Genomic DNA, 26,084 nt, shown 5'->3' with positions numbered 1-26,084 from the left:
AGCGCGCCTAGGTGTCGGCGATCGTCACGTCCGCGTCCGCGTCGGTGATGACGATCTTCCGGTCGATGTCGGGATCCTCGTCCTTGCCCTTGAGCGCCCGGGCCGCAAGACGGACGTTCTCCAGTTCGGCGTGCCGCACCTCGGCCTGTACCTTCTTGACGTCGAGCGCGCGATGGATCAGCTTGAAGTCCTCCAGCAGCGGGTGCGTGCCGGTCAGCGCCTCGATGTAGAGCGCCGAGGTCGGCACCACGACCAGGTCGTCGTCCTTGCGCGCTGAGCTGAGCCGGTCGATGAGCAGCTGTTTGAACTCCTCCCGGTGCTTCTCGAACAAGGCGGGGCTGCGCCGGTACAAGCAGCTGGCAAGGCGTTGCAGGTCCTCCACGGTGTAGTCGGCCAGCTCGTCGGGGTCGTGCAACAGCAGCTCCTCACCGACCTTCAGGTAGTCCTGCATCATGTGCAGGGTGATCTGGTTGTTCTCCTTGAGTGGGAAGATCGAGTAGTTGCCCTTGTAACCGAGCAGGGTATCCAGCTCGGCGACCTCGACCAGCTTCTTGACCGTCACGGTGGCCGGCGGCATGGGGATGGTCGCTTGCGCGGACCGGTCGCCGCGCAGCACATCGAGGATGCTGCGCACGGTCCGCAGGCTGACCGGCACGGCGGCTGCCTCGGCGACCTCAAGGAACGGCACGTCCACGTTGTAGAGCCGCAGGAAGCGCTGGTCAGGCGGTTCGTGGTCCCAGATCGCCTGCATGTAGTAGAGGATGTTCTCCTTGACGTGCAGCCGGAGCCGATCGATCTCGGCGACCTTGTCGTAGTGCTCGCGCACCGCCGCCGACAACCGGTCGACCGCGGCTTGCAGGGCGGTGGTGGCGACCTCGAGCTGCGAGGCAAGGCGGTCGCGTTCGCGGTCGGCACGATCGCGGGCCTCCTTGGCGTAATCGACCATTGCCTCCGCGGCGCTGACCTTGCCGGTGTCCGCCCCGCCAGTGATGCCGAGCGGGTCGAAGACGCGCTTGACCGTGGTGAGCAGGCCTTCCTCTCGTTTGCCGTCGGCCACCGCGCGGACCGCGCTGAGCACGTCGGCCTCGTCGGCGGAGAGAATGCCGGCCTGCCTGCGCACCTGCTGGCGCAGTGAGTCGGTGATCTGCTTCTGGCCGAGGGCGTTGTTCTCCAGGATGCGGATGTTGGTCTCGGCGCCGACGAAGCTCTCGGTGAGGTAGCGCAGCGCCGGGCGGAACGAATCGTCCAGGACGACCCGGCGCAGGATCCAGTCGTGTTGCAGCAGCCAGGCGTCGTCGATCTCGTGCGGTGCCGGCACCTCGTTGGCGACCAGGATGACGGGGGTGAGCTGGTGGATGCGCTCACTGATCCGGTACGTGCGCTGGAGCTCGTAGAACAGGTAGGTGACGGTCAGCTCGTCGTTCGGGTTCTGGATCTCGTGGAACCCGGTCTCTTCGTTCTCGTCGACGGCACTCGTGTCGATCTCCGTGCGGTGCTGCTGCCGGTACTCCTGCGCACTCTTGACCACGCTCTCCCGGAACTCCTTCTTCACCCGCTCCGACTCCTTGCCCTGATCGCCGCCGACGGTCTGGGTGGTGTTCGCAGTCCAGCCCTGGCCGCCGAACGACTCGTTCGCGGTCAGCGTGAAGTTGGTCTTCTGATGTGCCTTGTCGACGATCTCGGCGTCGGCGCGGGCGGTGTCGCTGCGGTCGGTCTTGCGGGTTTGCAGGTTGTCCTCGAGCTCCTTGACCGTGCGGGTCTTCTTGGTGACCCGTTTGGTGGTGTACCGGCGGACCTCCTTCGGTGCCAGCGGGATCGTCGAGACCAGGTCACCGACCTGGTAGCTGTGCGGCACCCAGGTCTGCCGATAGGTCACCTGGAACCCGAAGTTGATCGAGTTGGCGGCGAAGACGTGGAAGGCGTACTTCTCGGCGAGCAGCCTCTCCATCGTGCTCAGCAACTGGCGCAGGCGGTGCGGCACACTGGAGCTGTCGGATCCCGCCGGCGCACCGGTCTTGGCCGGTGTGGTCCTGGCTGGGGTGCTTTTGGGTACGGCATCCAGGTTCACCGGAAGCGGGACTGTCGCTGGAGCCTTCTTCGCCGGCGCGTCGAGCTGGTCTGGTCCCGTCGGCGCCGCGGTCGGCGACGTCTTCCTGGGGCCGGTGGTCGTCCTGGTGCCGAGTTGCCCGGATCGTGTGCCCTCGTTGCGTGCCATGTCAGTCCCTGATCCAGGTGAACGTGACCCGAGCCCGGTCCTTGAGCCGCTCGTCGAGCTTCCCGAGCAGGTAGAAGCCGGTGTGATCGTTGAGGATCGTGTTCCGTTTCTGGAACTCCAGGACGCCGTTGCGCAGCTGGGCCGGCCTGACCCGCAAGGACGACGGACCGTCGGTGGAGATCTGCCGGTCGTCGAGGACCTGCCCGGCCGCGCCGGCTTCCGTGAACTCGATGCCCTTCCACCACCAGGTGTCATCGGTGTTGCGAACCACGATCTCGACGCTGCCGGCCGGTACGGCGTTCGGCTGGATATCCACCCGGATGACGTCACCCTGGCGCAGCGGGCCGGCGAAGGACGCCCAGGTGATCTGGTCCTTGCCTGCGGCGATGTCGAGAAGGGACCTGATCAGGAAGCCGCCGGGATCGGCGACCGCCCGGATCGGCTTGGGGATGTCCTTGAGCGGATCGGCCTCGAGAGCGGTACGGGCGATACCACTGACCACATCGTTGCCGTTCGTCGCATCACCGCCGGTACCCGCGGACGCGTCCGCCTCTTCTTCGGGCACCATCCGGCTGAGTTCGCGGATCTCGGCCAGCAGCTGGCTGAGGTCGTCGAGCGTGCTGATCCGACGGTCGCCGTCGTCGGTGCCGGTGATCTGCTTGAGCAGGACGTACTGGTGGTAGAGATCCTCGCCCAGCGTCCGTAGCCGTCCGTCGAACACCTCGGTCCAGACGTGCTCGAACGCGATCTGGAGGCTGCTGAAATCGTGGTACGACGTCACGTCGGAGGGGCCGTCGCGCAGCTCGAACGTATCGATGTGCCGGGTGACCCGGGCACCGTCCGATCGGTCCGGCACGTTGAAGGCCAGCGGGCCCTCCGGTGACATGGCACTGCCCATCTGCCGGTCCACCTGGTCGGCAACCAGCGCCGCAGGGGAGGCCCACCCGCCGTGCGTGCCCGGCGGAGCGCGGTGCCCACCCGGGGAAGCCCCGTCGTCCAGCCCGTCGGCGGTCCGCAGGATCTCCTCGATCCGCCGCTCGGCCTCCAGCGTGGCCTCACATGCGGTGACGGCCGGATCGGTCGAGCCGGTCAGCCCACCGCCGAGACCGGCGGCCAGTCGTTCGATCAGTTGTCCGAGATCGATCACGCCGGCCTGGTCGGGGGTCAGCATCGTCCGTAGGCCATCGTTGAGGCTGAGCCGCACCGACCGCTTCGGCTCCGACGCGCGCAGGTCGTCGACCCCCTTGCCGAGCAGCGCGGTCGTGGTACCGATCAGGTCGTCGTCCGGCCCCAGATAGTTGGGTCTGGCCCGCTCGGCGGCGGGGTAGCGGCTGGGCAGGAACCCGGCGAACGCGCGCCGGGCCCGGGTCGCGGCGGATTCCACCGGTTCCTCATCGGAAAGGTCCTCGGGCACCAGCTGCGCACCTGGCTCCGCGCCGGCCTCGGTGCTCTGCCAGAGGGCGGTCAGCAGTTCCTCGTCGGACGGCGCCCAGCCGCCGTCGTCCCAGGCCGGCATGTCAGTCCCGGACGCGCAGCGACACGAGATCGGACTTGCCGTCTCGCGACACAGTGATGGTGGTCGCGCCGGAGGATTTGGCGGTGAGCACACCGGCCGGGTCGACCGCGGCCACCTCGTCGTGGCTGGATCGCCACTCCAGGGGCTCGTCGGCCGGCGCATCGGTGCGCAGCTTGAACGACTCGCCGATGGTCAACTCCGTCGGGTACCGCACGATACTCAGATCCCGGACCCGTCGGCGCTCCTCCTCGGCCTTTTTCAGCAGTTGGCCGCCACCGACCAGGCCCGCCATCGCGACGAAGGAGATCACCCGCGGGTCGGTCACCAGGCCGGAGATGCCGTTGCCGCGCTTCGCGGGCTGCAACAGCAGCAACGGCAGCCAGCGCAGCCCGGCGTCGATGAACGGATCGACGTTGCCCAGCCACGGCTTCAGCGACTCGCGTACCTGACGTTCGACCACCGTGCCGACCAGAGCCCATTCGACACCGCTGGAACGACGTCCTTGGCTGTCGGCCAGGTGGGCTTGTTTGGCGGCCATCATGCGTGCCGCGGTGGCGGGGTCGGTGATGGGCATCCGCCCGGCCGGGGAAAGGTAGTCCTCCATGGCCGGCGCGGGCGCCGTCGACGGGGTGGGGCTGGTCATGCTGATCACTCCTCGGGTTCTGCGCCGGCGCCGGCGGCACGCGCCCTGGCGTTCACGGCGGGGTCGACGAACAGATCGAACAGCTCGCGGTGCGGCACTGCCCAGCCGGGCGTGCCGGCGCCCGCGCACACCGGACAGCCGGGATCGCGTCCCCAGCAGAGGCAGGCGCCGAGTGCGGCGGCCAGCATCCGATCCCGGTCGGCGGTCACTTGCTCCGCGGCGCTCGGGCCGGCCTCCGGCTGATCGCCGACGAACTTGCGGGCCAGCCAGGAGCCGAGCGCCGTGGCGACGATCTCCTCCGGCGCGAGGTCCGTGACGTCGCCGAAGGCGTTGCTCTCGGCCAACCGGCCGTACGTCTCGTCGAGTACGCGTTCTGTGATCCCGACCGGGTTCGCCAGGATGCTGCCGATCAGTCCACCGACGTCCACCGTGCAAGCCCTTCGTCGCCCTCCAGCGGCGCGGTTCACCCGCCGCAACACCGACCAGCGTCGTGCCTGCCGGTGCGGCGCGGCTACCGGGATCTCCCTGATCCGCGTGAACCCGTCACCCGGGCCGGCCGGGGTGATTCCCCTGTCGCAGGGCGCGGGAGTTCCCCGAGGCGCGAGGCAGCCCGCACCGGCTAGAACGGACGGGAGGTGATCGAGATCGACCTGATGTTCGTGTCGTTCGTGGCGGCACTGCTGCTCGACTCCGTTCCGGAGCCGCCGGGCTGGCCGGGCCGGACCACGCTGCGCCAACTGGTGCGGGCCCGGTTCTCCGGCGATCAGGCCGCGCTGCTCGCGCTGGCCGGGATGGGCGCGGCCGGTGCCGGGCCGGGCCGGGTGGAGGCTCTGGCCCGCGCGGTTCACCGGTACGCCGAGCAGGATCCGGCCTTCCGCGACGATCTGCGCCGCCTCGTGGTCGACGCCTACACCGATCCGATCACCGCGGCCGGTCTGCCGGACCCGAGCCCTCCGCTGTGACCACCCAGGGCCGGGCCGCCTCGACCACGTGCCGCACGAGCTGAGTCCTCGAATGCACGCCCAGCTTGCGATAAGCGCTGGACAGGTGCGCTTCGACGGTCTTGCGTGAGATGAACAGCGCCGCCGCGACCTCCGGGTTGCTCATGCCGTCGGCGACCGCCCGGGCGACCTGCAACTCCTGTGGGGTCAACCGCTGCACGCCGTTGACCAGTCCGGACGGGCTGGGATGGGCCCCAGTGGCCTCCAGTTCGGCGGCGGCGCGGCGCGCGTACGGCTCGGCGCCCAGCCGGCGGAAGACCTCGAGCGCGTCGCGCAGGAACGGCCGGGCCTCGGCGCGGCGCTGCCGGCGGCGCAGCACCTCACCGAAGGCGAGCGCGGTGCGGGCCTGCTCGAACGGTTGTGGGCACTCGGCGTGCAGACTCAGGGCAGACCGGAAATGGGTCTCCGCCTCGGTCGGCGTCGACGCCAGCAAACCTCGGCTGCGGGCGGCCGCGGCCCGCGGTCGGCTGAGCCCGGTGACGCGTGCCTTCTCCTCCAGGGTGCGCAGCTGGGCCCGGACATCGTCCGGACGACCGGCCCGCCAGTACGCCTCCACCAGGTCGGCCTCCCAGCCCACGATGTTCGGATTGTCGATTCCCATCCGGTCGCTGAAGTCACGCACCGTCTCCAGGCAGGTGATCGCCTCATCGGGAGCCCCGTCGGTCAGGTGGAACAGGCCGCGCGCGCTGGCTTCGAACAGCAGCAGCCCGCCGGTGCCGAGCGGCCCGGACAACTTGCGGGCCTCGGCCAGCCGCTCGTGCAGCAGGTCGCCGCGGCCCTGGACAGCGTCGAAACGGGCCAGGCAGGTCAGGGCGAAACCCACGTTCGAGACGTCGCGGATCTCGCGGGCCAAATGCAAGGACTCCTCCGCGACCGCGTACGCGGCGGCCCAGTCACCGGTGCAGCGGCCGATCTCGCACTGGAAGCTGAGCGCCCGCACCAGCGCACCGAGCGCGCCCGAACGGCGGGCCGCGCCGACCACCCGCTCGATCAGCGCCGTGGCCATCCCGTAGTCCTCCAGCCAGGCCCAGCAGAGCGCCAGCAGCGCGACCTTGTGCTCACTGCCGGTCGGGTCGAGCGCGTCGACGTACCGGCGGGCGGCGATGAGCAGCCGCCGGGCCTGCGCGGTCCGGCCGCCGATGGTGAGCGCCTGCGCGAGATGCGTCCGCGCGTCGCGGCGTGCGTCGTCGTCACCGGCGACCCCTGCGAGTTGGACGGCGCGCCGGGCATACCGCACGGAATCCGCCACCCGCCCCTCAGTGAGACTCGGATAGATCGCCTCGCACATCAGCCGGGCCGCGCGCAACGGATCAGCCTGCTCGACCGCGCTTGCCGCGCCGAGCAGGACCTGCTGCGCGATCGACGGCGTGCCCCGCTGGGTGAGCAACCGCCCGCGGGCCAGATCGATATCGGCCAGTAGCAGCGGATCGCTGGTCATCGTCCACGCCTGGTCGAGCCACTGCGCCGCGGCGGCCGCGTGCCCGGCCAGCTGCGCGTCGGCGGCCGCGGCGGCCAACCGGCGGGCCCGCTCGGCGCCCGGTTCGGTCAGCTCGGCGGCGCGGTGCAGGGCCCGCGAGGCGGCGGCATATCCGGTGCGTCCGCGCGCCCATCCGCCCGCGGCCTCCAGTTCGGCGGCCACCTCCTCGTCCGGGCCCGCCGCGCCGGCCGCGCGATACCAGGCCCGGGCTTCGCCGGAGCCGGTCGCGGCCAGAGCGTCGTAGGCCTGGCGACGGGCCCAGCCGGGTGCCTCCCGATGGATCGCCGAGCGCATCAATGGGTGCACAAAGACCAGACGACAATTTTCGTACGCGATCAAGCCCGCGGTCTCCGCCTGGTCGAGCGCCGTGGCATCGACGCCGAGCGCATCCAACGCCGGCGCGAGCGCGTCGGTATCGGCCGCACACAGCGCGGCGACCAGCAACGCCGTCCGGGTCTGCGGCGCCAGCGGCGTCAGTCGCGCGGCGAACGAGCTCTGCAGGTCGGCGCTGAGCGGCAACCGGTCTCCGAGCAGCTCGCGGCCGGCCAGCTGAGCGGCGCTGAGCCGGGCGCAGACATCGGTCACGGCCAGCGGATTGCCCCGGGTGGCCCGCCACAACTCGTCGGCAACCATCGGTGCAATCGGGTCGGTGCGCAACCGGCCCAGCAGTTCGGCGGTTTCCGCCGGGCTCAGCCCCGGCACCGGCATGATCTCGATGGCCGCATCCTCGACATCGGCCGCCGAGGCGTCCCGCACGGCGAGCACGACACTGACCGCGTCGGCCTGAATTCGGCGCGCCGCGAACAGCAGGGCGGTCAGCGACGGTTGGTCGAGCCAGTGCGCGTCGTCCACCACGACCAGAACCGCGCGCCGCTCGGCCTCGGTGGTCAGCGCGGTCAAGGTGCCGAGACAAACGGCGTACCGACTGAACTCGGCGGCGGCCTGCTCGAGGGCCAGCGCGGTACGCAACGCCGCTGCCTGCGGCGTTGGTAGCGTGGCGAACAGATTTTGGAGCGGTCGCAGCAGGTCGCCGAGTCCGGCGTACGCCAGCGCCGCCTCCGACTCGATGCCGCGGGTGGCCAGCACGGTCAGGTCACCGGCGCGCCTCATCAGATAGCCGAGCAGCGCGGACTTGCCCGTCCCGGCCTCGCCGGTGATCATCAGCGCCTGGCCCTGCCCGGACCGCAGGCCGCCGACCAGCCGGTCGAGGCAGGCACGCTGCGCCGCACGCCCGACGAGTCGCTGGAAGCGGCCCTGTTGAAGACTCCCGATCGGCATGCCCGGAACCTCCCGCCGTGCCGCCCTCGATATTGTTGTCACGTTGGGTGATCGTTTGCACCACGTGTTCGGCTCGGTTGACGCCTCCCGGGCTGTCCAGTTGCTGACTCGCCCGGCATACCGATGCGCCCGGCCCGGAGGGTAGAGGCGCGGCGGCGTAGCTGTCGCCGTCGCCGGGCAGGATGTAGATGTCGTCGGGATCTACCGCGATTCGCCCGTCTGGCGGGTCCGGCTGTGGTCGCGTCGAGGACCCCGCGGCGCACCACAACAGTGAGCCGGTCGTGGCCGTGTAGGTGGCGTCCCTTCAGCAGCGCAGCGCCGCGGACTCGCAGTCGGGTGGCTGTTCGGGCGGGCTGGGAGCGTGCAGCCAGAAGAGCTGGTTGTCGGGGCTGTGCGGCATGTCGGGCGGGTCCGGTGGGAGGTATACCAGGGGGCTGTTCAGGGCGTAGCAGGTTGGCTCCGTGGTGGCGGTGGTCCGCAGGGCGAGGTGGGCTTCGCCTCGTGCGTCGACCGCGACCGTGAAGGTGGCCCGGTAGATCTGCTGTGGGCACACGTACAGGTGCAGATCGGCCGGGCGGCCGGAGGGAAAGCCGCCGAGGTACACGTCGATGGTGGCGCCCACGTCGGCGTTTCTCGGGTATATCCACAGATGCGGCTTACTTGCCCGGACGGCCTGGAACTGGGCGGTCGCTGTCGTCGAGCCCTGGGTGGCTCGTACGCGATAGCGTCCCGCCTGACTGCCGGGCCGGACCGGGTAGTACAGCCCGTCGTAGTGCCGCGCCCGGGCGGGGACGGTGACGGTGTCCTTGGTGCCGTCGGGTGCGGTGACGACGACTGTCACCTTGTGCTGCGGGTCGAAGCCTTTGAGGCAGAAGACCGGCACGCTCGGGATCACGACAGGTTCGGACGGCACCGTGACGCGGGCATCGGAAGACGGCACTTCCGAGCAGGTCGGTCCACCACCCATGAAGAGGTCGAGCTGGGCAGGTACGCCCTCCGGTACGGGCCCCTCCTGCTGCAGGAGGCCGTCGAGGGAAGCGGACTGGGCCAGCGAGGGAGGTGCCACCGGTCCGGTCGATCTCGCAGGCGGTGCCGGCCCCGTCGACGACGGCGACGACGTTCGCGTCGCGGGACTCCCGGTAGTCGCGGGACTCCCGGTAGAGGTCGCCGGACTGCCGGTGGAGGAGGACGGGAAGGCCACGGGGGTAGCCGCCGGCGACGCGGTGGGCGTGCCGGGCGGGGTGGGCCGGGGCGTACGGGCCTCGATGGCGGGCGACCGCTGATCCGGATGCTCGCCGGTCCGCTGGATCACGAAGGCGGTTGCGGCGGTGAGGATGACGAGCACCGGGACGGCGGCGCGGCGCACCACACGGGCGGGGATCATGGCACCCCGCCGGCACGGATCAGCCGGGCGTTGACCGCTTCGGCCTGACGGGTCGCGTTCATCGCCAGGTACGTGTCGCGCAGGTTCCGCAGGAAGATCCGTTCACGGTCCTGGATGGTGGGCCGGACCACGCCGATGGCGTGCAGCATGCTCACCGCCTCCTCGTAGGCTGCCGCGGCGGCGGTCAGGTGCCCGGTGCGCCAGGCCGTCAGGGCCTGCCCGGCTCTGGCCTCCGCCGCCAGCCGCTGCGACTGCCGGCGCGCCTCCCCGCCCGCTGCCCAGCCCCGGTGGGCTCGCAGCACCCCCGCGAACTGCTCGTCGGCTTGCGCCCAGTGCGGTGTCGCGCCCAGGCTCAGGCACTGGTACGCCAGCCCCAGCCCGAGCCGCGTCTTCATCTCGATCAGGGCGCCACCGGAGGCCGGTAGCGCCCGCTCGTAGAGCTCCAGCGCGCGCCGCAGCGGCGCGTCGTCGCCCGTGCCGCAGGTCGTTCCGGCCCGCAGCGCCTCGGCCAGGCCGATCGTGGCGCGCGGGTATCCCGGGCTGCGCGCCAACGCCCGCCGGAAGGTCTCCGCTGCCTCCGTGTACCGCCCGGTGCGGCCGACGGCGTTGCCCAGCATCAGCAGGATCACCGCGGCGTGCCCGGTGATCGGCCGGACCGGCTCGGCCAGCCCGCCGTCGGCCGTCCGGAACTCACGCTCGGCGCCGGGATAGTCGTCGAGCGCGTACCGGCCCAGCCCGCGGACGAACGCCACCACGGCCTGCACGTAGCGGACCGCATCGTCCGCCAACTGCTGGTTGACCTCGAGGTTGCCCCGGATCACATCGGGCGGCTCGGTCAGGGTGAGCTCGTGGCGGCCGACGAACTCGGGCGTCTCGGCGAAGACCCGCTCGGTGAGCACGATGTCGATCACCACGGTCCAGGTGTCGCCGTCCGGTCGCAGCAGAGCGGTCAGCACGACGTCGGCGTTGTGGTCCGTGCCGAGCCTGGTCAGGGCCAGTTCTCGGGCGTGTGCGTCCCGGGCAGCCACCCGGGCGACCTGGGCCGGGCCACGCGTCTGCACGGCGGTCTCGCCGCGCGCCCACTGCTCCAGCTCGCGGGCCAGCGTGCGCTCCAGCCCGCCGGCCGTGGCCGGGAATCCTTCGAACGGCACCATCAGGATGTTGAACAGGCCGGTCATGGCCGTCGGTGCGGACGGCCTCGCGCCGCTGGCAGCCATGGTCGCTATCAGCACCAGTACGGCGACGACGGCGGCGATCGGCCGTCGTGATCGGCCGCGCCCCGGGGCCGCTGGGGCAGCCGCCGCGGGCACCGGTGTCGCCGGGAGGTCGAGGCGGTGCGCCTTGTCGCGGACCTCGGTGTCCTCCCACAGCCGGCGCCACCGGGGCAGCGAGCGGTCTATTTCGCTCTCCCGGCCGGCGTGGCGCAGGCACCCGGTCACGTACCCGCGGGTCGTCTCCCAGGTCGGCAATCTGCGGCCGCTCGCGGCCTCGGACAGCGAGCCCGAGCCGCAGTGCGCGAGCCGACTGAGCGTGCGGTAGGGCGGCTGGCCGCACTCGCGCCGCAGCTCGCGGAGCCGGGTGGCGAAGGCGAGCCGATGCGCGGGCAACGCGGCGTCCAGCAGGTCCTCGCGACGTCCCCGCCGCGAAACGTCAGGGATCTCGGCCACGCGACAGCCCCCCACCGTCGGGTTGATCGACGTAAATCTTAGCCCTCGGCGCGATGTACCGATGTCGCCTGCCCGTCAAATGTCGCGCGCCGACCTCCGCAGCATTGTTCGCCGCAGCCGTCGAACAATTCGTTGACCTGCGCGAACACGCCCATTGTTCGACCTCATCCCGCAGCTCTTCCACCGCCTGGCTGCCGCCGGTCAGCGTCTATCCCGGCACCACATCCGGCTCGATCACCGCAACGGGAAGGAACCGAAGATGCGCAAGGGCCTCACGACAATGGGCAGAACGGCGGTTGTTCTCGCCGCTGTCGCCACGGCGCTCACCGTGGCCGCGCCCGCTCAGGCTGCCTCGGAAACGTACAAGAACGCCTACACGGGCAACTGCCTCGACGGCGACGGGGGCGGCGAGATCTACCCGCTCGCCTGCAACGGCGGATCGTTCCAGAGCTGGGACGTGATCGCCAACAGCGACGGAAGCCGGACATTCCGCAACGTCGCGACCGGACTCTGCCTCGACAACAACGACACCCAGGCGGTGTACGGGCATTCGTGCAACGGCGGCAACAACCAGCAGTGGTGGATCAGCCGTGCCTACGGCCTGATCGGCTTCGAGAACAAGCAGACCGGGCGCTGCCTGCGCGACGTGGGTGACGACATCCGGGCACCCCGGCGCGGAACCGCGACCTGCGCCGCCGCGAGCAGCCGCCAGCGCTGGGGCTGACCAACCCCTTCACTCCCCCGTCACCCAGGCAACGAATCGAGCATCCATCGGAGGATCACATGCGAAAAACCATGCCCCGCGCCGCCGGCGCGACCTCGAACGGAACGTCATCGCAGCATCGGGCGAACACCACCCGGGACAGCATCGTGCGTAGCGGCAGAATTCTCGTCGCGGTGCTGAGCGCGGCCGTCATGGCCGTGGTGGCGACGCCCGCGGACGCGCGGGCGGGCAGTGCCGGCCGGTCGCCGAGCGTGGCCGCCGTCAGCTGCCTGCCGCAGCAGGTCACGCTCCAGTCGTCCCGAAATCTGAAGTACGTCTCGGTGGAGAAGGACTACACCGGCACCAACTACGCCATGCTCCGTGCCCGGGCGGATTCCGTCGGACCGTGGGAGGACTTCCGCCTCTGCTCGCAGGACGGGTTCACCACCGTCGCTCTGCTCGCCACGACCAACAACCGGTATGTGGCGGCCGAGTTCGACTACGCGGGCAGCCGCAAGGGCATGCTGCGGGCCCGGTCCACCTCGATCGGTCAATGGGAGTCGTTCGTGTGGACCGGCGGCGGTGACGCGCACCGGATGCAGTACGGCGCAGCCCGGCTCTACGTCGCCGCCGAGCTGGACTACACCGGCAGCCAGTACGCGATGCTCAGGGCCCGATCGACATCCCCGGGCATCTGGGAGGAATGGACCATCCGGTGGTGACCGCCGGATGACGGGGGGATCCGCCGGGTGCGAGCCGCACCCGGCGGACCGGGCCGCCGAGGCGGATCAGACCGGGCTGTCCTGATCGTGGCCCCTCGGCGACGGCCGCCCGTCCGGTGCCGGCGGCTTGCCGGGATCCAGGTCGGCCAGGAAGTACTTCTGCAGCATGTGCCAGTCCTCGGGATGCGCGGCGATCCCCTCGGCGTAGGCGTCCGCGAGCGTCTGCGTCATCCGGGCGATCTTCTCCCGCCGGGTGCCGTCGGGCGGCACCGGGATCTCCGGGTGGATTCTGATCCCCAGCCGGCCCGGGCCCGGATACCAGAGGCTCGCCGGATACACCCGGCACCCGGTCTGCACCGCGAGCGCCGCCGGTCCGGCGGCGATCCGGGTGGTCTCGCCGAAGAAGTCCACCGGGACTCCGGAGGCGCCCAGGTCGCGATCCGCGACCAGGCAGACGGTGCCACCCTCGCGCAGCCGCCGCGCCAGGGTTCCGAAGACAGCGGGTCCGCCGTCGTGCGGCAGCACCTCCATGCCGAGCTTGCGCCGATAGGCCCAGAACCGCTCGGCGACCGCCTCGGGCTTGAGGTTCTCGGCGACCGTGGTGAACCCGATCGAGAAGGTCGCGACGAGCCAGGCCCCGGCGTGGTCGTAGTTTCCGGTGTGGCCCAGCGCCAGCACCGCGCCGCGCTCCGGGCGGACCGCTTCGGCCAGGCGTGCCCGGTCTTCGTCCGCGATGTCGACGCTGTCCACGAGGCGGCGCCGGTCCCAGCCGTTGAGCCGGAAGGCCTCGCAGTAGTACCGCATCGCCGATCGCATCCCCTTGCGCGACGTAGCGGCCAGCGACTCCGGCGTGGTGTCCTTGCCCAGGACCCTGAGCAGGTTGGCCTCCAACTGCAGGACCTGCGGGCCGCGCCGCTTCCAGACCCGATCGGCGATGCGGTCGAACAGGCGGTAGGCCGTTTTCTCCGGCATGGCCCTGATCAATGACCAGGCGGCCGCGTAACCGCCCGCGATGAACCGGTCTTTGACGTTCACGCGGTCACTGTGACACGCCCGCACCGGCAAAATCATCCACGCCCCGGCTCGACCTTTCCTCAGGTCCCGGCCGCGGCCTGAGCGGGACACCGGTACTGGCAGAACCTCCCTGCGGCGGGCCCCCGGCCGTACCGTCGGCCGCATGGATCATCTCGTGGCGGCTCGCCGGCGGCTGCTCGTCCCGTCCGCCGCGCTGCTCTGGGGTCTGCAGTTCGCCCTGTTCAACCCGGTCCTGGCGGTGCTGCTCGCCGGTGTTTTCGGCGCGTCCGCGGCCCAGGTCGGGGGCGCGCTCGCGGTCTACAACGCCAGTGGTTTCGTCGCGTCCCTGATCCTGCCCGCTTACGCGGACAAAAACCACGATTACGTACGGCCGATGCTGGCCTGTGCGGTGCTCACGCTCGCCCTGGCCGCGCTGCTGGCGCTGATCACGTCGCTGCCGGCCGCGGTGTGCGCCCTGGTCGTGCTCGGCGGCCCGGCCGGGGTCGGCAACTCGCTGCTGTTCGCCCACCTCAAGCACAGTGGCGCCGATGCGGCCGAGGTGGTCCGTACCCGGGCGGTCGTCTCGTTCGCCTGGGTCGCCGGGCCGCCGCTGGCCGCGTTCGTCCTCACCGGATCCGGGCCCAAGGCGGTGCTGGTGCTGCTGGCCGCGGTCGCCGTGCTCACCATCACCGCGACGGCCGGGCTGCTGCGTGCGGGTCCGGTATCGACCCCGATCCGCGACGGTGCGGGCGGTGGCCGCGCGCCGATGCCCCGGGGCCGGGTCGCCACGATCCTGGTCGTCTTCGTCGCGCTGCAGGCCACCAACAGCGCCGTCGTGTCGGTCATGGCGTTGTTCGTCGCCGAGCGGATGCGCCTCGACGTCGCGTGGGCCGGCCTTGCGCTGGGGGCGGCCGCGGCGCTGGAGATCCCGGCGCTGCTGGCCATCGGGCGGTTGAGCCGCCGCTTCTCGGCGACCGCTCTGATCGCGGCCGGTTGCCTGGCCGGCATCGCCTATTACCTGGCCATGCCGTACGCGAAAGGTCCGGTGGTGTTGATCGGTTTGCAAGTGCTCAATGCGTGGTTCTTCGCGGCGGTCGCGGGCGTCGGGCTGACCCTGTTCCAGGAGATCATTCCGCGTCCGGGGCTGGCTTCCGGGCTGTACGTGAACACCCGCCGCGTCGGCGCGATCGTGGCCGGGCCGATCATCGCGGTCGGCTCGGCGACCCGGTTCGGCTACGGCGCGGTGTTTCTGGTCTGCGCGGCCGTCACCGTGTTCGCGCTGGTCACGCTCGGGATGGCCGGGTTGCCTCGCTCGCGAGCCGGGTGACGGCAATGCCCGCGGCGGCTCGGGCACTCGGCTGCGGCCGCCGAGCTGCGGCTCCCCACGATCTGGCAGGTTCGCGCTGCTACCATCGCGATTTTGGCGTTCGATCAGCCGGTAGTCTGTCGTTTCTCCTGGGAGTCGGCGTGGCCCTACCCGTTCATCCGGTCCGGCCGGGAAACGAAGACCGGCCGACCGGTGGAGCTCTCGTACGCCTTCAGGTCCTTGGCCCGTTGCGGGTGTGGTACGACGGTGTCGAAGTGGATGCCGGTCCCCGGCAACAGGCTTATCTGCTGGCCTTGCTACTGGCTCGGGTGGGCAGGCAGGTCAGCACCAGCGAGCTGACCGACCTGATCTGGGACGACGAGGCCCCCAGCAGTGCACTCAACGTCATCCAGAAGTACGTCGGCGCGCTGCGCAGGCTGCTCGAACCCGCGGTTCCCGCCCGTTCACCGGGTTCCTACCTGCACCGCCGCGGAAACGCCTACCTGTTCACCGCGGCCCCCGGCACCCTGGATCTGGTCATCTTCCGAGAACTCGTCGAGGCGGCCAAGGACGCCCTCGCCCAACAGCGCCGGGAACTCGCGCTCGATCGCTATGTCGAATCGCTCGGCGTCTGGCGGGGCCATGCGGGCGACGGGTTCACGCACCGGTCGACCGCACTGCCGATCTTCGCCGGCATCGACGACGAGTTCTACGCCGCGTGCGCTGAAGCGGCCGAACTGGCCGTGTCGCTGCACAGCCCGGCACGGGTGCTGGCGGCGTTGCGGATGGCCGCGTCGATGGCGCCGTTGCACGAACCCGTCCAGGCCGGCCTCATCCGCGTCCTCGGGGCAGCGGGACGTCAGGCGGAGGCACTGTCGTTGTTCCGCGAGGTCCGTGCCCGCCTTGCCGACGAGCTCGGCATCGATCCCGGCCCGGACCTGCAAGACGCACACGTGCGAGTGCTGTCGCAGCTCCCGGCGTCGCCACCCGTGGTGCGCACGGACGAGGGGGGTGACGGCGCGGCGAGTCGTACAGCAGACGGGCTGGTCGGCCGGGCCGAGGAACTCGCCCTGTTGCGGCAATCCGTCGAGTTGGCATTTGCCGGCAGCCCCACGCGCCGCATCGTCCAAGGCGAGCCGGGCGTGGGCAAGACCCGCCTGGTACGAGAGATCGCCGCCGAAGCCGGCCGGCGTGGCGCGCTGGTCGTGTGGGGTTCGTGTCTGGAGGGCGACGGAACACCGTCGATGTGGCCCTGGGAACAGACGCTCCGCCCGATTCTCGACAGTCTGCCCGCGCCGCAGCGGGAGAAGTGGCTCGGCAGTGAGGTCGCCGGCCTCCTCGAAACGCGAGACGGCGATTATGCGGCCGAGCCGTCGTTTCTTGACAGCGGTGCGCAGTTCCGACTGTTCGAGCAGGTCGTCGCCGTCGTCGGGCAGGCCTCGGCGCTACGGCCCATGGTGCTGATCGTCGATGACCTGCAGTGGGCCGACGCTGCCTCGCTCCAGCTGTTCGGCCACCTGGCGGGCCGCTTACCCGCCGGCACGGTGATCATCGGTGTGCTGCGCGATCGCGCACCCACCCCCGGCTCCAGCCTGTCGCGGGTGCTCGCCGAGGTCAGCCGGCAGGCCGACCACCGCAGGATCCGGCTCGGTCCACTCGGCCTGACCGAGGTGAGCGAGCTCATCCGCCGCGAAACCGGCCACGATCCCGGTGCCGAGGTCGCCCGCGACATCCATGTCCGCACGGCCGGCAATCCGTTCTTCGTCCAGGAGCTGTCCCGGCTGCTCAGCGACGGCGGCGCGGCAACCCGGACCGGAGTGCCGGCCACCGTGCGAGACGTCGTCCGCGATCGGATGGCCGGTCTCGACGACCGCGCTCACAGCCTGCTGCGCGTCGCCGCGCTCATCGGCCGCGATGTGGACCTCGACCTGCTCGCCCGCGCGAGCGGCGTCGACATCGAGGATTGCCTCGAACGCCTCGAACCCCTGCAGGCACTCGGTCTCCTGGAGACCAGGCCGGGAGATCCGTTCTCGTGGCGCTTCGCGCATGACCTGGTTCGCGAGTCGGTCACCGAGACCACCACGCAGCAGCATGCCGTCCAGCTACATCTGCGCGTGGCCGACGCCCTCGAACACATTCATCCGGACGACGAGTCCGTCGCCGAACGTCTCGCCTACCACCTGCGGTGCGCCGGCCCGCTGGCCGACCCGGGTCGCACCGCGAAGGCACTGGCGCGCGCCGGGCGCCGCGCGGCGACCAAGCTCGCGTTCGCAGCCGCCTACCGCAACCTGGAGTCGGCAATCCGGATCGCCCGCACGGCGGGGCTGCTGGAGTTGGAGCTGTCCGTCCTGTCGCTGCTCAACCTGCTCGCCGTCGAGCCCCCGGGAATGGGCGGCTCGACATTCGACCTGTTGGAACGGGGCGCCTATCTCGCCGGCCAGCTCGGCCGCGAGACGGCCGCCGCCGAGTTCCTCTTCTTTCGCATGACCGGGGCCTATGTCAACACCGACAAAGACCGTGGGAGGTGGGCTCGCCGGCTCTACGAACAAGGCCAGGCGTCCGAGGACCCGATCATCCAGGCGTACGGCCAGCAGGCCTGGGGGCTGCGTAGCTGGGACATCGGCGACATCAGCGCGGCGTATGAGTGTTTCAGCTGGCTGAGCAATACCACCGTGGACGGCGTCGCCTCGCTGCTGGCGAACTCGGCCGACCCGGACCCGGGGCCGGCTCAGCAGAGCCTGTACCACCTCGCCGGCCAGCTCGGGGGTGCCCCGATTCGACGCCGCCACGACCTCGGGCGTTGGCGGATCCCGGACGAGTGGTTCGGCTACCTGGCCGTGATCACCGCGCTGCACGGCGACGCCGAGACGGGGCGGTCCCTGCTCGGCACGGTGTACCAGGCCGAGGGGGACACTTTCGAGATGTCGGGCTGGACCCGCTACCAGACGATGGCGGCCTCGATGGCCGGTGACGCGGCCTGGGCGATGCATGCGACCGAGCGGTGGGCCGCGGCCGACGCCGACCTTCCCGGCGTCGCGCAGGAGGCCTACATCCGGCTGGACTGGCACTGGGCCCGCGCCCTCACCGGCGACGACCCGGCCGGCAACGCCGCCAAGGCCGAACATCTGCTGGCCGCGACCCTGCGCGACCCGCCACGATGGGGCCTGGCCTACTGGTACGGACTGGTCGCCGAGATGTGGCTGGCGGCCGACGTACCCGACCGCGCCGCGACCGCCCTCGACCAGGCCGACCAGGCCATACAGGCCCACGGCCAGCGCTATGCCGAAGGATTGCTGCTGTTGCTGCGCGCGCGTCTGCTGCACGCCCGCGGCGAACCCCTCGGCGTCGTACGAGCCGCCGCCGACGAAGCCCGCCTCCGGTCTGGCGAGCGGGGTGCCCACCTCTTCGCCCGCCGCGCCGAGAGATTCCTGGCCGACCTCGAGACGCTCCCTGAACAGCAGCCCTAGTTCAACTGCAGCTCACGCCGGCAGCCGCTGTGGGCGATCACTGTCTTCTCGACGGCCTTGGCCAGGTTGGCCCAGAATCTGTTTCTCCGGGACAGCGATCGCTATTCTCTTGCGAGAATCACCGTGTTGGTGCATCTTCTGGCGACATCGTCGTCGTGCGTCGCGAGGATGACGGTCTTGCCCGCTTCGTTGAGCCCACGTAGCAGGCCGATGACGATGTCACTATTTTCGCTGTCAAGCGAGCCCGTCGGTTCGTCAGCCAGGACTATATCGCATGGCTTCAGCAGGAGCCGCGCTACAGCGACTCGCTGCTGTTCGCCGCCAGAAAGGGAGGAGACCTTCCGATTCTCCGATCCCGGCAACCCGACGTGGTCGAGCGCCGCCGCGATGCTTCGCCCCTTCGATTTACGGTGGGTTGAATCAACGAATGCGATTTCAAGGTTGTACTGGACCGACTCGTTATCGATGAGGGCGAAGTTTTGGAATAGATATCCCAGGTGCAGGCGCCGCATTCGGTTCGCGGCACGGCTGCGCGGCCGAGGCGCCTTGCCTCCCATCACGCGGACCTCGCCGACGTCCGGGGAGTCCAGCAGCCCGACCATGTTCAGGATCGTCGATTTTCCTGCCCCACTCGGGCCCATCAATGCCAGCATTTCCCCGGTCTTCACCTGAAGGGTAAAGTCGTTCAGGATGCGTCGGTGGCCGTAGTCCTTATGGATTCCCAGGAGTTCGACACTGTAGTCCATTGCTAGAGTTCCTTCAGTCGTCGGACCGCATTCCGGCGTTCCGTCACGTTGACGAGCACGAGCAAGAACGGGGATTCGAGCAGTAGCGATGCGACGATGACCACCACAAGCATGAGCATGGGATTCAGGGCGGCACCAGCCGTCACCCCCAAGGCCATCAGTATGCCGAGAAGCGCGCCGGCCAAGATGGCTTGCCACAATGCCGCCACCCCAAGAAAAGTGAACAACTCCCGGTAGGACCGTACAACTCCCATGCCGTGCAGCCGGCGCACGGTGATCCTTTTCCGCTGCCGGTCGGACGCGATGAGCACCATCGTGGCATTCAGCAGGAGCATGACGACCAAGGCCGCGCCGGCGAACACCGCGAGCCAGTTTATGGCGCTGCGAACCTTGGCGTTCTCCGTGTTCACAGCTTCGTAGCCGCTCACGAGGTGCTGCAGATTGTCGTCGAGTTTGAGCTCTTTCAACTGGGGAGTGACATCGCGGAACACAGCCTGGGGATCGCCATTGACTAAAACCTTCAAGGGTGGGTTCAGTGCGCCGGGAATCGCGTTGAGCCGATCAACAAAAAGGCTGTTCGCTGGCGTCATGATTTCGATTACAGGATCCTCAATCATGTTTCCGCCGTCGGGGTTCACGAGCGAGTTGAAGCTGAAAACCTCTTGGCCGGGTGCCATCCACACGATGCGAACCGATTGGTGGGCAAACTGTGCCGGTGCAGGTTCGCCAAGCATTTTGCCGTACGCCTGAACGGCACCTTGTACCCTCTCGCCACCCGTTCGCTGCTCCTGCAAATATGCTTTGAACTCCGCCTCCCGTGACTTGAACTGAATGGGCACGGCGACGACCCATGACTGTTCAGAGTCATCAATGGAGATCGGCTTCCCGGACTCGTCCAGAATCGGGTATTTTTTAAGATAGTTGGTGTTCACTCGAATCGGCCTGGTCGGCCACGGCGGCACGGGCTGCTTCGGCGCGTCAGGCACGTAGTTGATGGCATCGACGTACAAAGCCCCGGCTTTGTCGAGAGCAGGGTAGAGGTCGCGCGCTATGGCGATGCTCAACTCGTCGCTTCCGGACGCCAGATTGTCGCGGTCGTTGCCCACCGCCAGCGGATAGAAGACGGCATAGTCCGAAAGGTCTTTCCAGCCCGCATTCAGACTCTGCTGTTCTCGCAGATTGTCGAATTGCTGCCACGCTACCACCAGCAGGACAGCCAGCAGTGCTCCGAAGAGGGCCTTCGCCGCCGCGGACACCGCGACCGCCGCACCGAAGCCACGGGTTCGCGCCGAAGCGGGGTTCCTGGTACGCGTCGGAGTGCTCACTGCAGGCTTCCTTTGACGAGGTCAACGATATGGATGCGCCGGATGAGGAGGAGTCCGACGCCGGCCGTGGCTGCGAAGCCGAGCGCCGCCACCTCGACGAGCGCGGCCCCGAGGGTGCGCAGAAATGAGACATCGACGTCGGCAACTGCGGACGAGGCGACGAGGCATGCACATAGGGCGACGGTGGTGGAGCTCAATTGCAGTCTCCCCACGACCAGGTACCAGATACGCGGTCCCGAGTGACCCATCAATCGCAGCACACCGATGCGTTTTCCTTCCCGCAGGCCCAGGGTCGTGGCGACCAGCGTGGCCAGGCCGGCGAGGACGTACGCCAGGATTTCCGGGCTCGTACCACCGGGTACCGCCTGGACGTGGACCGCAGTCAAATCATCCATGGTCAGGCCTTGCACTCCCGCTTCGATCAGTAGCTTGCGGACAATGGCGAGAAAACGACTCACAATGGCTCGGTCAGGAGGCTCGATAACGTACTGTCCGACAGTCGGTAGTGAGTCGAAGGCCTGCCGCAGTGGCGCAAACGTGAGGTCGTACCGGTGCGCGACGACTGCGGGCACCCCGACGTTACCGAGGCTGCCGACGCGAGCCGAGGAAACGGTCGCCTCCGACGAGCGCGACTCGGCGGGAGTCAGCCAGCGGCCATCGCCGAGCGTGAAGTCGTCGAATAGGCGGGTTCGGTTGCGGCTCATGAAGATGTAGTGGGTAATCTGGGTGCGCCCGGACGCGGCGGTGCCGACCGTTGTCCGTAACACGTTGGAGGCGGTTGCCTCGCTGGCTTCGGCAAGAATGCGTAGCGCAACCTCCGGATCGGCCGCGCGATTGCCGTCCGGCCAGATGAACGGGACGCCGATCCGGCTCGCCGCGATCTCGCTGTGCACCTGCTCATCCGAGACTTTGTCCGCGAAGACGACCGATCCGGTGGCCAGAAAGATCCCCGCTAAAAGACAGGTGAATATGGCTCTCAAATGTAGCGTCCCCGATGTCAGAGCTGCCATGTAACGAAACCACATCGGACCCGGTCGTCACCGGATCCGATGTGGCTTTAGTCCGCCGTCATGCCAAGATCAGGCGTTGGAGTTGTAGTAGGCGTAGCAGGTGTAGGCCCATCCACCGGTTGCGCCGGAGTACGAGAAGTACCCCGCATTGGCGTAGCCCTTATCCGTGGCCGAGCCCATGACCGTGGTCGAGCTGTGGTAGTTGGTGGGGTGCGAGTAGTTGGAGTAGCAGTGCTTCAGAACACCGCTGGCCTCCGAGCCACGACACCATGTGCCGCCCGAAACCTGCGAACAGGCGGCGGGCGAGACACCGCCGGACGAAGTCGGCAACGCGCCGCCGCCAGAGGCGGCTTGCGCACTGGAGGCGGATCCCACCAGGATAAAACCGGCCAGTGAAGCAATGGCCGCGGTCTTCTTGGCTCCGGCTTTGAGCGACGTGCGGTTGATCAGCAAGATTTTCCCCGTTCTCTAGCTGAGACTGTGGTGTCCGGACGTCCATAGGGGACTATCTCGAATCTCACCAACGCCGTCAAGAGGGGATTGATGATCGACAATGACTTATTGGTGACGAGCCGACGGGCCGGCCCGACTGCTCTATTGATCGATTAATCTGATTGATCAATGCGGACGGGTTTGATCCGAGTATGGTCGCAGGCCGTCTGTCGAGGCGACAGTCGTGGTCTCCTGGCGTTTCTTGGTCGTAGGGTCGAGGCTGATACGGGGTCGGCCGGGTGCCGGGATCGCAATGATCCGATGTTTCGAGGAGATCGGCCCGAACACCACGCTCTGGCGGCGCGATACATCAATGTCGCGGATCGCTGCCCGCCGCCGGTGATCAGCAAGGCGAGGTCGATCAGTATTTGGCCCGATCAATCGAAGCGGGTCGTTGACAGTTCAGTGTTCTTGCGCGCCGCACGGTAGGTACCCGCGACCGCGGCGGCGGCGAGTAGGAGACTCGCGACCAAGGCGAGGAAATACGACTGGTCAGGCCAGGAAACGGTACGGCGTCCCTCGGTGAGTCCCGCGACCACGCACCAGGCAACCAAGAACCCGAGCCCCACGCAGAGCGCGAAGACCGTGGCGAGCGGAAGCGCGGCCTCGGCGAAGATGACACGCCGCAGGGTTGACGCGGGCATGCCCATCAGTCGGAGCAGCCCGAGCACCCGCCTGCGGTCGAGGATGGCGGCGATGGTCGATACCGCCAGCGAGACTGCGGAGATGATGGTGGCGACCAGCACGCCCAGTCCCGCCAGGCCGGCGTAGCGGTTCGCCGTCGTCTCCAGCGCGGAGGCCGCCAGGTCGGTACGGGTCGTCGGTGGCAATGCCAGGCGCAGTCCGCTGCCGAGAATCGCGGTACGGGCGCGTTCGATCGAGCCCGCCGTGCCATCGGTGGCGACCAGGAGAACTGCCGGGGTGGTGCGGGGAGCCGCCGTCGCCGAGACGACCGGGGGTCCGCCTTCGAAGTAATCACTGACGACTCGCACATAGCCGGCTCCGGTGGGCACTGGCAGCCCGAGCCGTGCGGCGTCGGACGCGGTGAAGACGACTCCTTCCTCCGGGTGGTAGTAGCCGATCGCTGCGACCGTGACTCCGGCGGTGCCGGCGACTTGGGAGGCTTGCGCGATCGCCGCTTCCTTCTCGGCCGGCCGGGTGGCGAGGTGGGCGAGCAGTGTGGACTTGGGCAACAGGTCGGGGCTATCAGCGCGGGCGGATTCGCTGGCGACGGCGGTGACGGCCGCGGAGAACACCGAAACCATGAAGACCGCTGCGACCAGGCCGCTGACCGCACGGAACGTAGCCCGTGGATGCCGGCAGATCCGGTTCATCGCGATGACTCCGGCCGTACTCCGGGCCGTGCGGGCCGCCAGGTGCGCCACCCAGAATGTCAGCACTGGTCCGGAGGTCACCAGTCCGAGCGAGACCAACAAGAAGCCCATGACGAGGAGAACATCCGTGCGGTCGAACGGTGAGCCGAGCACTGCCTTGAGCGTGACGCCCAGCATCAGCGCCGCGCCGGCGACCAGCGGTACGACAGCGCGGGCGGTGGGACGGCGTTCGGACTGTTCCCGGCTCGCGCCCAGCGGCCCGATCCCGGCGCGATTGGTGCGCACCCACGCGACAGCGGTGGAGACGGCGACAACGCCCGTGACGACGGCTATCACGGGGATGGCTGCCATGCTCAGGTCCGTACGGAAGAATCGGCCGTCACCCACCTCGATCCTGGTGGCCACCGGAAGGAGCGACCAAGCCAGGGCGGCGCCCGCAAGGGCTCCGACGAGACTGGTCACCCCGGTCTCGGCGGCGGCGATGTCGGCGACCCGGCGGGGGGTGGCGCCGATCAGGCGCAGCGCGGCGAAACGCTCGGCACGTTCGGCCGCTCCGAGGCGGGTAACGATTCCGACCAAGATCAGGATCGGCAGCAGGATGGCGATCGCTCCGATGATCGCGACCGTTCGATAGGCGATGCTCGGATATGCGGAGCCACGGAACCCGGCGACGGACCAGACGCCGAATTGGGAATCGCCCGACGCGCTGCCGCCTCGCGCCGGGTCCAGGACGCCGGCCGCGGTTCCCGTGACAACGACCAGTGAGTCGGGGCTCGCCAGTCCCGCGTCGTCGATGACTCCTGCCCGCGTGCCGTAGCGGGCGCCGAGCTCGTTGGCCGGATGGCCGTCGATGAGGGCGGTCAACGCCGGCGACGCGTAGTACGTACCGGGCCGCGGAGCGCGACCAACCCCGGGCACGGTCACGGTCGAGGTCGGCGGGGCGGCGACGTCGACCCGGGTGATCGTGCGTCCCATGAAGTAGTCCGAGGTGGTCGACGCCAGCACCGTGTCGTCGTCTGGTGCAGTCGCTGCGGGGTCGCCGACTTGTCTGGCCGCCACCCCGAGGTCCAACGCGGTCCAGGTCGAGCGTTCCGTGCGCGACGCGAGGCCGTGATAGGCGCTCAACAACAACAGCAGCAAGGCGACGCCGACCGCGACACCCCCGGCCATGCCGGCCAGCCGGCCCCGCGCACCTCGGCCACCGGCCGTCACCAGCCTCGCCAGCGAAAACAGACTCATTCCGTCGGCCCTTTGAAAGTGATCTCCCCATCGCGGACGACCACTGCCCGGTCGGCGTACGCGGCCGTGCGCGGGTCGTGAGTGATGAGCACGACCGTGGTGCCGGTCGACCGCGCCGCCTGCGTGAGCGCGAGCATCACCTTCTCCGCAGCGAGGGAGTCCAGTGATCCGGTCGGCTCGTCGGCGAACAGCACGGCCGGCTCAGTGATCAGCGCGCGGGCCACCGCGACGCGCTGTGCCTGGCCGCCGGACAATTGCGTCGGCAGCTTGCCCGAGTGTTCGGCCAGTCCGAGCCGATCGAGCCACGCGCGCGCCGAGCGCACCGCTTCCCGACGTTTCATGCCGCCCAGCAGCAGTGGAATCGTCACGTTGTCGACGGCGGACAGATCTGGCAGGAGCTGGCCGTACTGAAATACGAACCCGAATTCGCCCAGCCGTAGCCGCGAGCGGTCCGCCTCGTTGAGCGCGGTCAGCCTGACCTGCTTGTAGTCGACGGTGCCGTGGTCAGGCACCAGCACACCGGCAAGCACGTGCAGCAGGGTGGACTTGCCGGAGCCCGACGGTCCGGTGATCGCCACGATCTCGCCGGCATGCACATCCATGTCGATCCCGCGCAAGGCCTCGGTCAACCCGAATGCCAGCCGCAGCCCGCGCGCCCGCAGCAACGGCGCCCGCCGTCCTCCGGCGCCCAGCGACGGCACGCCCATCACCTCGGTCTCACTCATCTCGCCACCGCCGCCTGCAGCTCGGAGAGTCGCGACACGGCCAGATCGATCCAGCGCAGGTCGGCCTCGATGTGGAACAGCGCGTAGTCGCACGCGAACACGGTCTCCAGAGGTGCGCCCTGCTTTTCTTTGGTCAGCTCGCGCATCTCGGCCATGTGTCGGCTGCGCTGCAGGTCGAGCACGCGGTTGGCGGGGTCGCCGAGCAGCAGCGCGATGATCGTCTTGGCGAAAAGGTTGCTCTGCAGGGTTTCGGACGGCATCTCGGCCGTGAACATCCACTCCTGGACACGGCTACGGCCGGCCAGCGTGATCTCGTACCGCTTGCGGTCCGGTCCGGACCCCGCCTCCGCGCCGATCATCTCGATCCAGCCGTTTCGGCTCAGCCGCATCAGCGTTGAGTACACCTGCCCGAACGCGAGTGGCTTTTTGACGCCGAACCAGCGGTCGTAGCTGTTCTTCAGGTCATAGCCGTAGCTAGCACCGGTCCCCAGCAAGCCAAGAAGCGCAGTCGTGTTGTCCACGGCGCCACTATACACGCCGTATCTATATGCGGAACCTTCCGTGCGACGGGTGTGCCGGACCGCCTGTCCAGCCACCTCGCAGTGCTGGGGGGAAACCGGGTTTTGCAAGTGGGCACCCGCTCGACGGGCGGAAGAGGTGGTGCTGCGGATCGCGGTGGCCGCGCTTTCCCCGAACGCGGAGCCGACGGTCCACATGCGAGAACGGCCGCTCGCGGCGACGTGAGCCGTACGAAACATCTAGATGATGTTCGATCGATGGAGACGGCAGGGAATCACCCTTCCATCGACTTTCATCGTCG

General features: G+C 69.1%; 20 protein-coding genes. 5 read left to right on the top strand and 15 right to left on the bottom strand.

All coding sequences use genetic code 11. The features are described from left to right. Positions 1 to 7 precede the first annotated feature (7 nt). The 4 genes from L3i22_RS20815 to L3i22_RS20800 all read right to left on the bottom strand — a co-directional run bounded on the left by L3i22_RS20815 (position 8) and on the right by L3i22_RS20800 (position 4,802). Positions 8 to 1,981: a hypothetical protein gene (locus L3i22_RS20815; RefSeq protein ID WP_221328624.1), complete on the bottom strand. Its 1,974-nt coding sequence runs from the start codon at positions 1,979 to 1,981 to the stop codon at positions 8 to 10. Between the two features lie 235 nt (positions 1,982 to 2,216). Beyond that, positions 2,217 to 3,731 carry a hypothetical protein gene (locus L3i22_RS20810; RefSeq protein ID WP_221328623.1) on the bottom strand — a complete coding sequence of 505 codons (1,515 nt, stop codon included), beginning with the start codon at positions 3,729 to 3,731 and terminating at the stop codon, positions 2,217 to 2,219. Position 3,732: 1 nt separating this feature from the next. Continuing rightward, complete coding sequence (locus L3i22_RS20805) at positions 3,733 to 4,374, bottom strand: hypothetical protein (RefSeq protein ID WP_221328622.1); 642 nt, start codon at positions 4,372 to 4,374, stop codon at positions 3,733 to 3,735. Positions 4,375 to 4,379: 5 nt separating this feature from the next. Then, entirely contained in the window at positions 4,380 to 4,802 is a 423-nt protein-coding gene (locus L3i22_RS20800) for a hypothetical protein (RefSeq protein WP_221328621.1), read from the bottom strand. A 207-nt stretch (positions 4,803 to 5,009) separates the two neighbouring features. Here L3i22_RS20800 and L3i22_RS20795 point away from each other — a divergent pair, with 207 nt between their 5' ends. Next, complete coding sequence (locus L3i22_RS20795; protein ID WP_221328620.1) at positions 5,010 to 5,336, top strand: hypothetical protein; 327 nt, start codon at positions 5,010 to 5,012, stop codon at positions 5,334 to 5,336. Here the strand turns inward: L3i22_RS20795 and L3i22_RS20790 are convergent. The 3 genes from L3i22_RS20790 to L3i22_RS54380 all read right to left on the bottom strand — a co-directional run bounded on the left by L3i22_RS20790 (position 5,296) and on the right by L3i22_RS54380 (position 11,181). Then, positions 5,296 to 8,130: a LuxR family transcriptional regulator gene (locus tag L3i22_RS20790; protein WP_221328619.1), complete on the bottom strand. Its 2,835-nt coding sequence runs from the start codon at positions 8,128 to 8,130 to the stop codon at positions 5,296 to 5,298. The genes L3i22_RS20795 and L3i22_RS20790 overlap by 41 nt on opposite strands. 304 nt (positions 8,131 to 8,434) lie before the next feature. Next, a complete protein-coding gene (locus L3i22_RS20785) occupies positions 8,435 to 9,196 on the bottom strand; it encodes a hypothetical protein (protein WP_221328618.1) in 762 nt (253 codons plus the stop codon). Between the two features lie 314 nt (positions 9,197 to 9,510). Continuing rightward, positions 9,511 to 11,181 carry a tetratricopeptide repeat protein gene (locus L3i22_RS54380; protein WP_221328617.1) on the bottom strand — a complete coding sequence of 557 codons (1,671 nt, stop codon included), beginning with the start codon at positions 11,179 to 11,181 and terminating at the stop codon, positions 9,511 to 9,513. 154 nt (positions 11,182 to 11,335) lie between these two features. On the opposite strand from L3i22_RS54380, the gene L3i22_RS20775 reads away from it, so the two are divergent. After that, entirely contained in the window at positions 11,336 to 11,905 is a 570-nt protein-coding gene (locus L3i22_RS20775; RefSeq protein ID WP_221328616.1) for an RICIN domain-containing protein, read from the top strand. A 59-nt stretch (positions 11,906 to 11,964) separates the two neighbouring features. Continuing rightward, positions 11,965 to 12,606 (top strand): hypothetical protein, encoded by a 642-nt coding sequence (locus L3i22_RS20770; RefSeq protein ID WP_221328615.1) that lies wholly within the window; start codon positions 11,965 to 11,967, stop codon positions 12,604 to 12,606. 66 nt (positions 12,607 to 12,672) lie between these two features. Here the strand turns inward: L3i22_RS20770 and L3i22_RS20765 are convergent, their stop codons facing one another. Next, positions 12,673 to 13,641: a phosphatidylinositol mannoside acyltransferase gene (locus tag L3i22_RS20765; RefSeq protein ID WP_221328614.1), complete on the bottom strand. Its 969-nt coding sequence runs from the start codon at positions 13,639 to 13,641 to the stop codon at positions 12,673 to 12,675. 142 nt (positions 13,642 to 13,783) lie between these two features. On the opposite strand from L3i22_RS20765, the gene L3i22_RS20760 reads away from it, so the two are divergent. Together L3i22_RS20760 and L3i22_RS20755 are read left to right on the top strand one after the other, a co-directional pair. Further along, positions 13,784 to 14,947: an MFS transporter gene (locus L3i22_RS20760; protein WP_221328613.1), complete on the top strand. Its 1,164-nt coding sequence runs from the start codon at positions 13,784 to 13,786 to the stop codon at positions 14,945 to 14,947. Positions 14,948 to 15,201: 254 nt separating this feature from the next. After that, positions 15,202 to 18,393 carry an AAA family ATPase gene (locus L3i22_RS20755; protein WP_255658441.1) on the top strand — a complete coding sequence of 1,064 codons (3,192 nt, stop codon included), beginning with the start codon at positions 15,202 to 15,204 and terminating at the stop codon, positions 18,391 to 18,393. Between the two features lie 101 nt (positions 18,394 to 18,494). Here L3i22_RS20755 and L3i22_RS20750 read toward each other — a convergent pair whose 3' ends face one another. The 7 genes from L3i22_RS20750 to L3i22_RS20720 all read right to left on the bottom strand — a co-directional run bounded on the left by L3i22_RS20750 (position 18,495) and on the right by L3i22_RS20720 (position 25,785). Next, a complete protein-coding gene (locus L3i22_RS20750; protein ID WP_221328611.1) occupies positions 18,495 to 19,139 on the bottom strand; it encodes an ATP-binding cassette domain-containing protein in 645 nt (214 codons plus the stop codon). A gap of 2 nt (positions 19,140 to 19,141) precedes the next feature. Next, positions 19,142 to 20,464: a hypothetical protein gene (locus tag L3i22_RS20745; RefSeq protein WP_221328610.1), complete on the bottom strand. Its 1,323-nt coding sequence runs from the start codon at positions 20,462 to 20,464 to the stop codon at positions 19,142 to 19,144. Beyond that, on the bottom strand, positions 20,461 to 21,474 hold the full coding sequence (locus tag L3i22_RS20740; protein ID WP_221328609.1) for a hypothetical protein: 1,014 nt from the start codon (positions 21,472 to 21,474) through the stop codon (positions 20,461 to 20,463). The genes L3i22_RS20745 and L3i22_RS20740 overlap by 4 nt, the downstream gene beginning before the upstream one ends. A 69-nt stretch (positions 21,475 to 21,543) precedes the next feature. Next, entirely contained in the window at positions 21,544 to 21,927 is a 384-nt protein-coding gene (locus tag L3i22_RS20735; protein WP_221328608.1) for a lactococcin 972 family bacteriocin, read from the bottom strand. 416 nt (positions 21,928 to 22,343) lie between these two features. After that, complete coding sequence (locus L3i22_RS20730; protein WP_221328607.1) at positions 22,344 to 24,539, bottom strand: FtsX-like permease family protein; 2,196 nt, start codon at positions 24,537 to 24,539, stop codon at positions 22,344 to 22,346. After that, positions 24,536 to 25,264: an ABC transporter ATP-binding protein gene (locus L3i22_RS20725; RefSeq protein WP_221328606.1), complete on the bottom strand. Its 729-nt coding sequence runs from the start codon at positions 25,262 to 25,264 to the stop codon at positions 24,536 to 24,538. The genes L3i22_RS20730 and L3i22_RS20725 overlap by 4 nt, the downstream gene beginning before the upstream one ends. Continuing rightward, positions 25,261 to 25,785, bottom strand: a complete 525-nt coding sequence (locus tag L3i22_RS20720; protein WP_221328605.1) for a PadR family transcriptional regulator — start codon at positions 25,783 to 25,785, stop codon at positions 25,261 to 25,263. Before L3i22_RS20720 ends, L3i22_RS20725 begins: the two co-directional genes overlap by 4 nt. Between the last annotated feature and the right edge of the window lie 299 nt (positions 25,786 to 26,084).

This window comes from Actinoplanes sp. L3-i22 (assembly GCF_019704555.1).
In the GTDB taxonomy this organism is placed as follows: domain Bacteria; phylum Actinomycetota; class Actinomycetes; order Mycobacteriales; family Micromonosporaceae; genus Actinoplanes.
The sequence above is the reverse complement of the archived record's forward strand: the minus strand, read 5'-3'. Positions and strand labels throughout refer to the sequence as shown.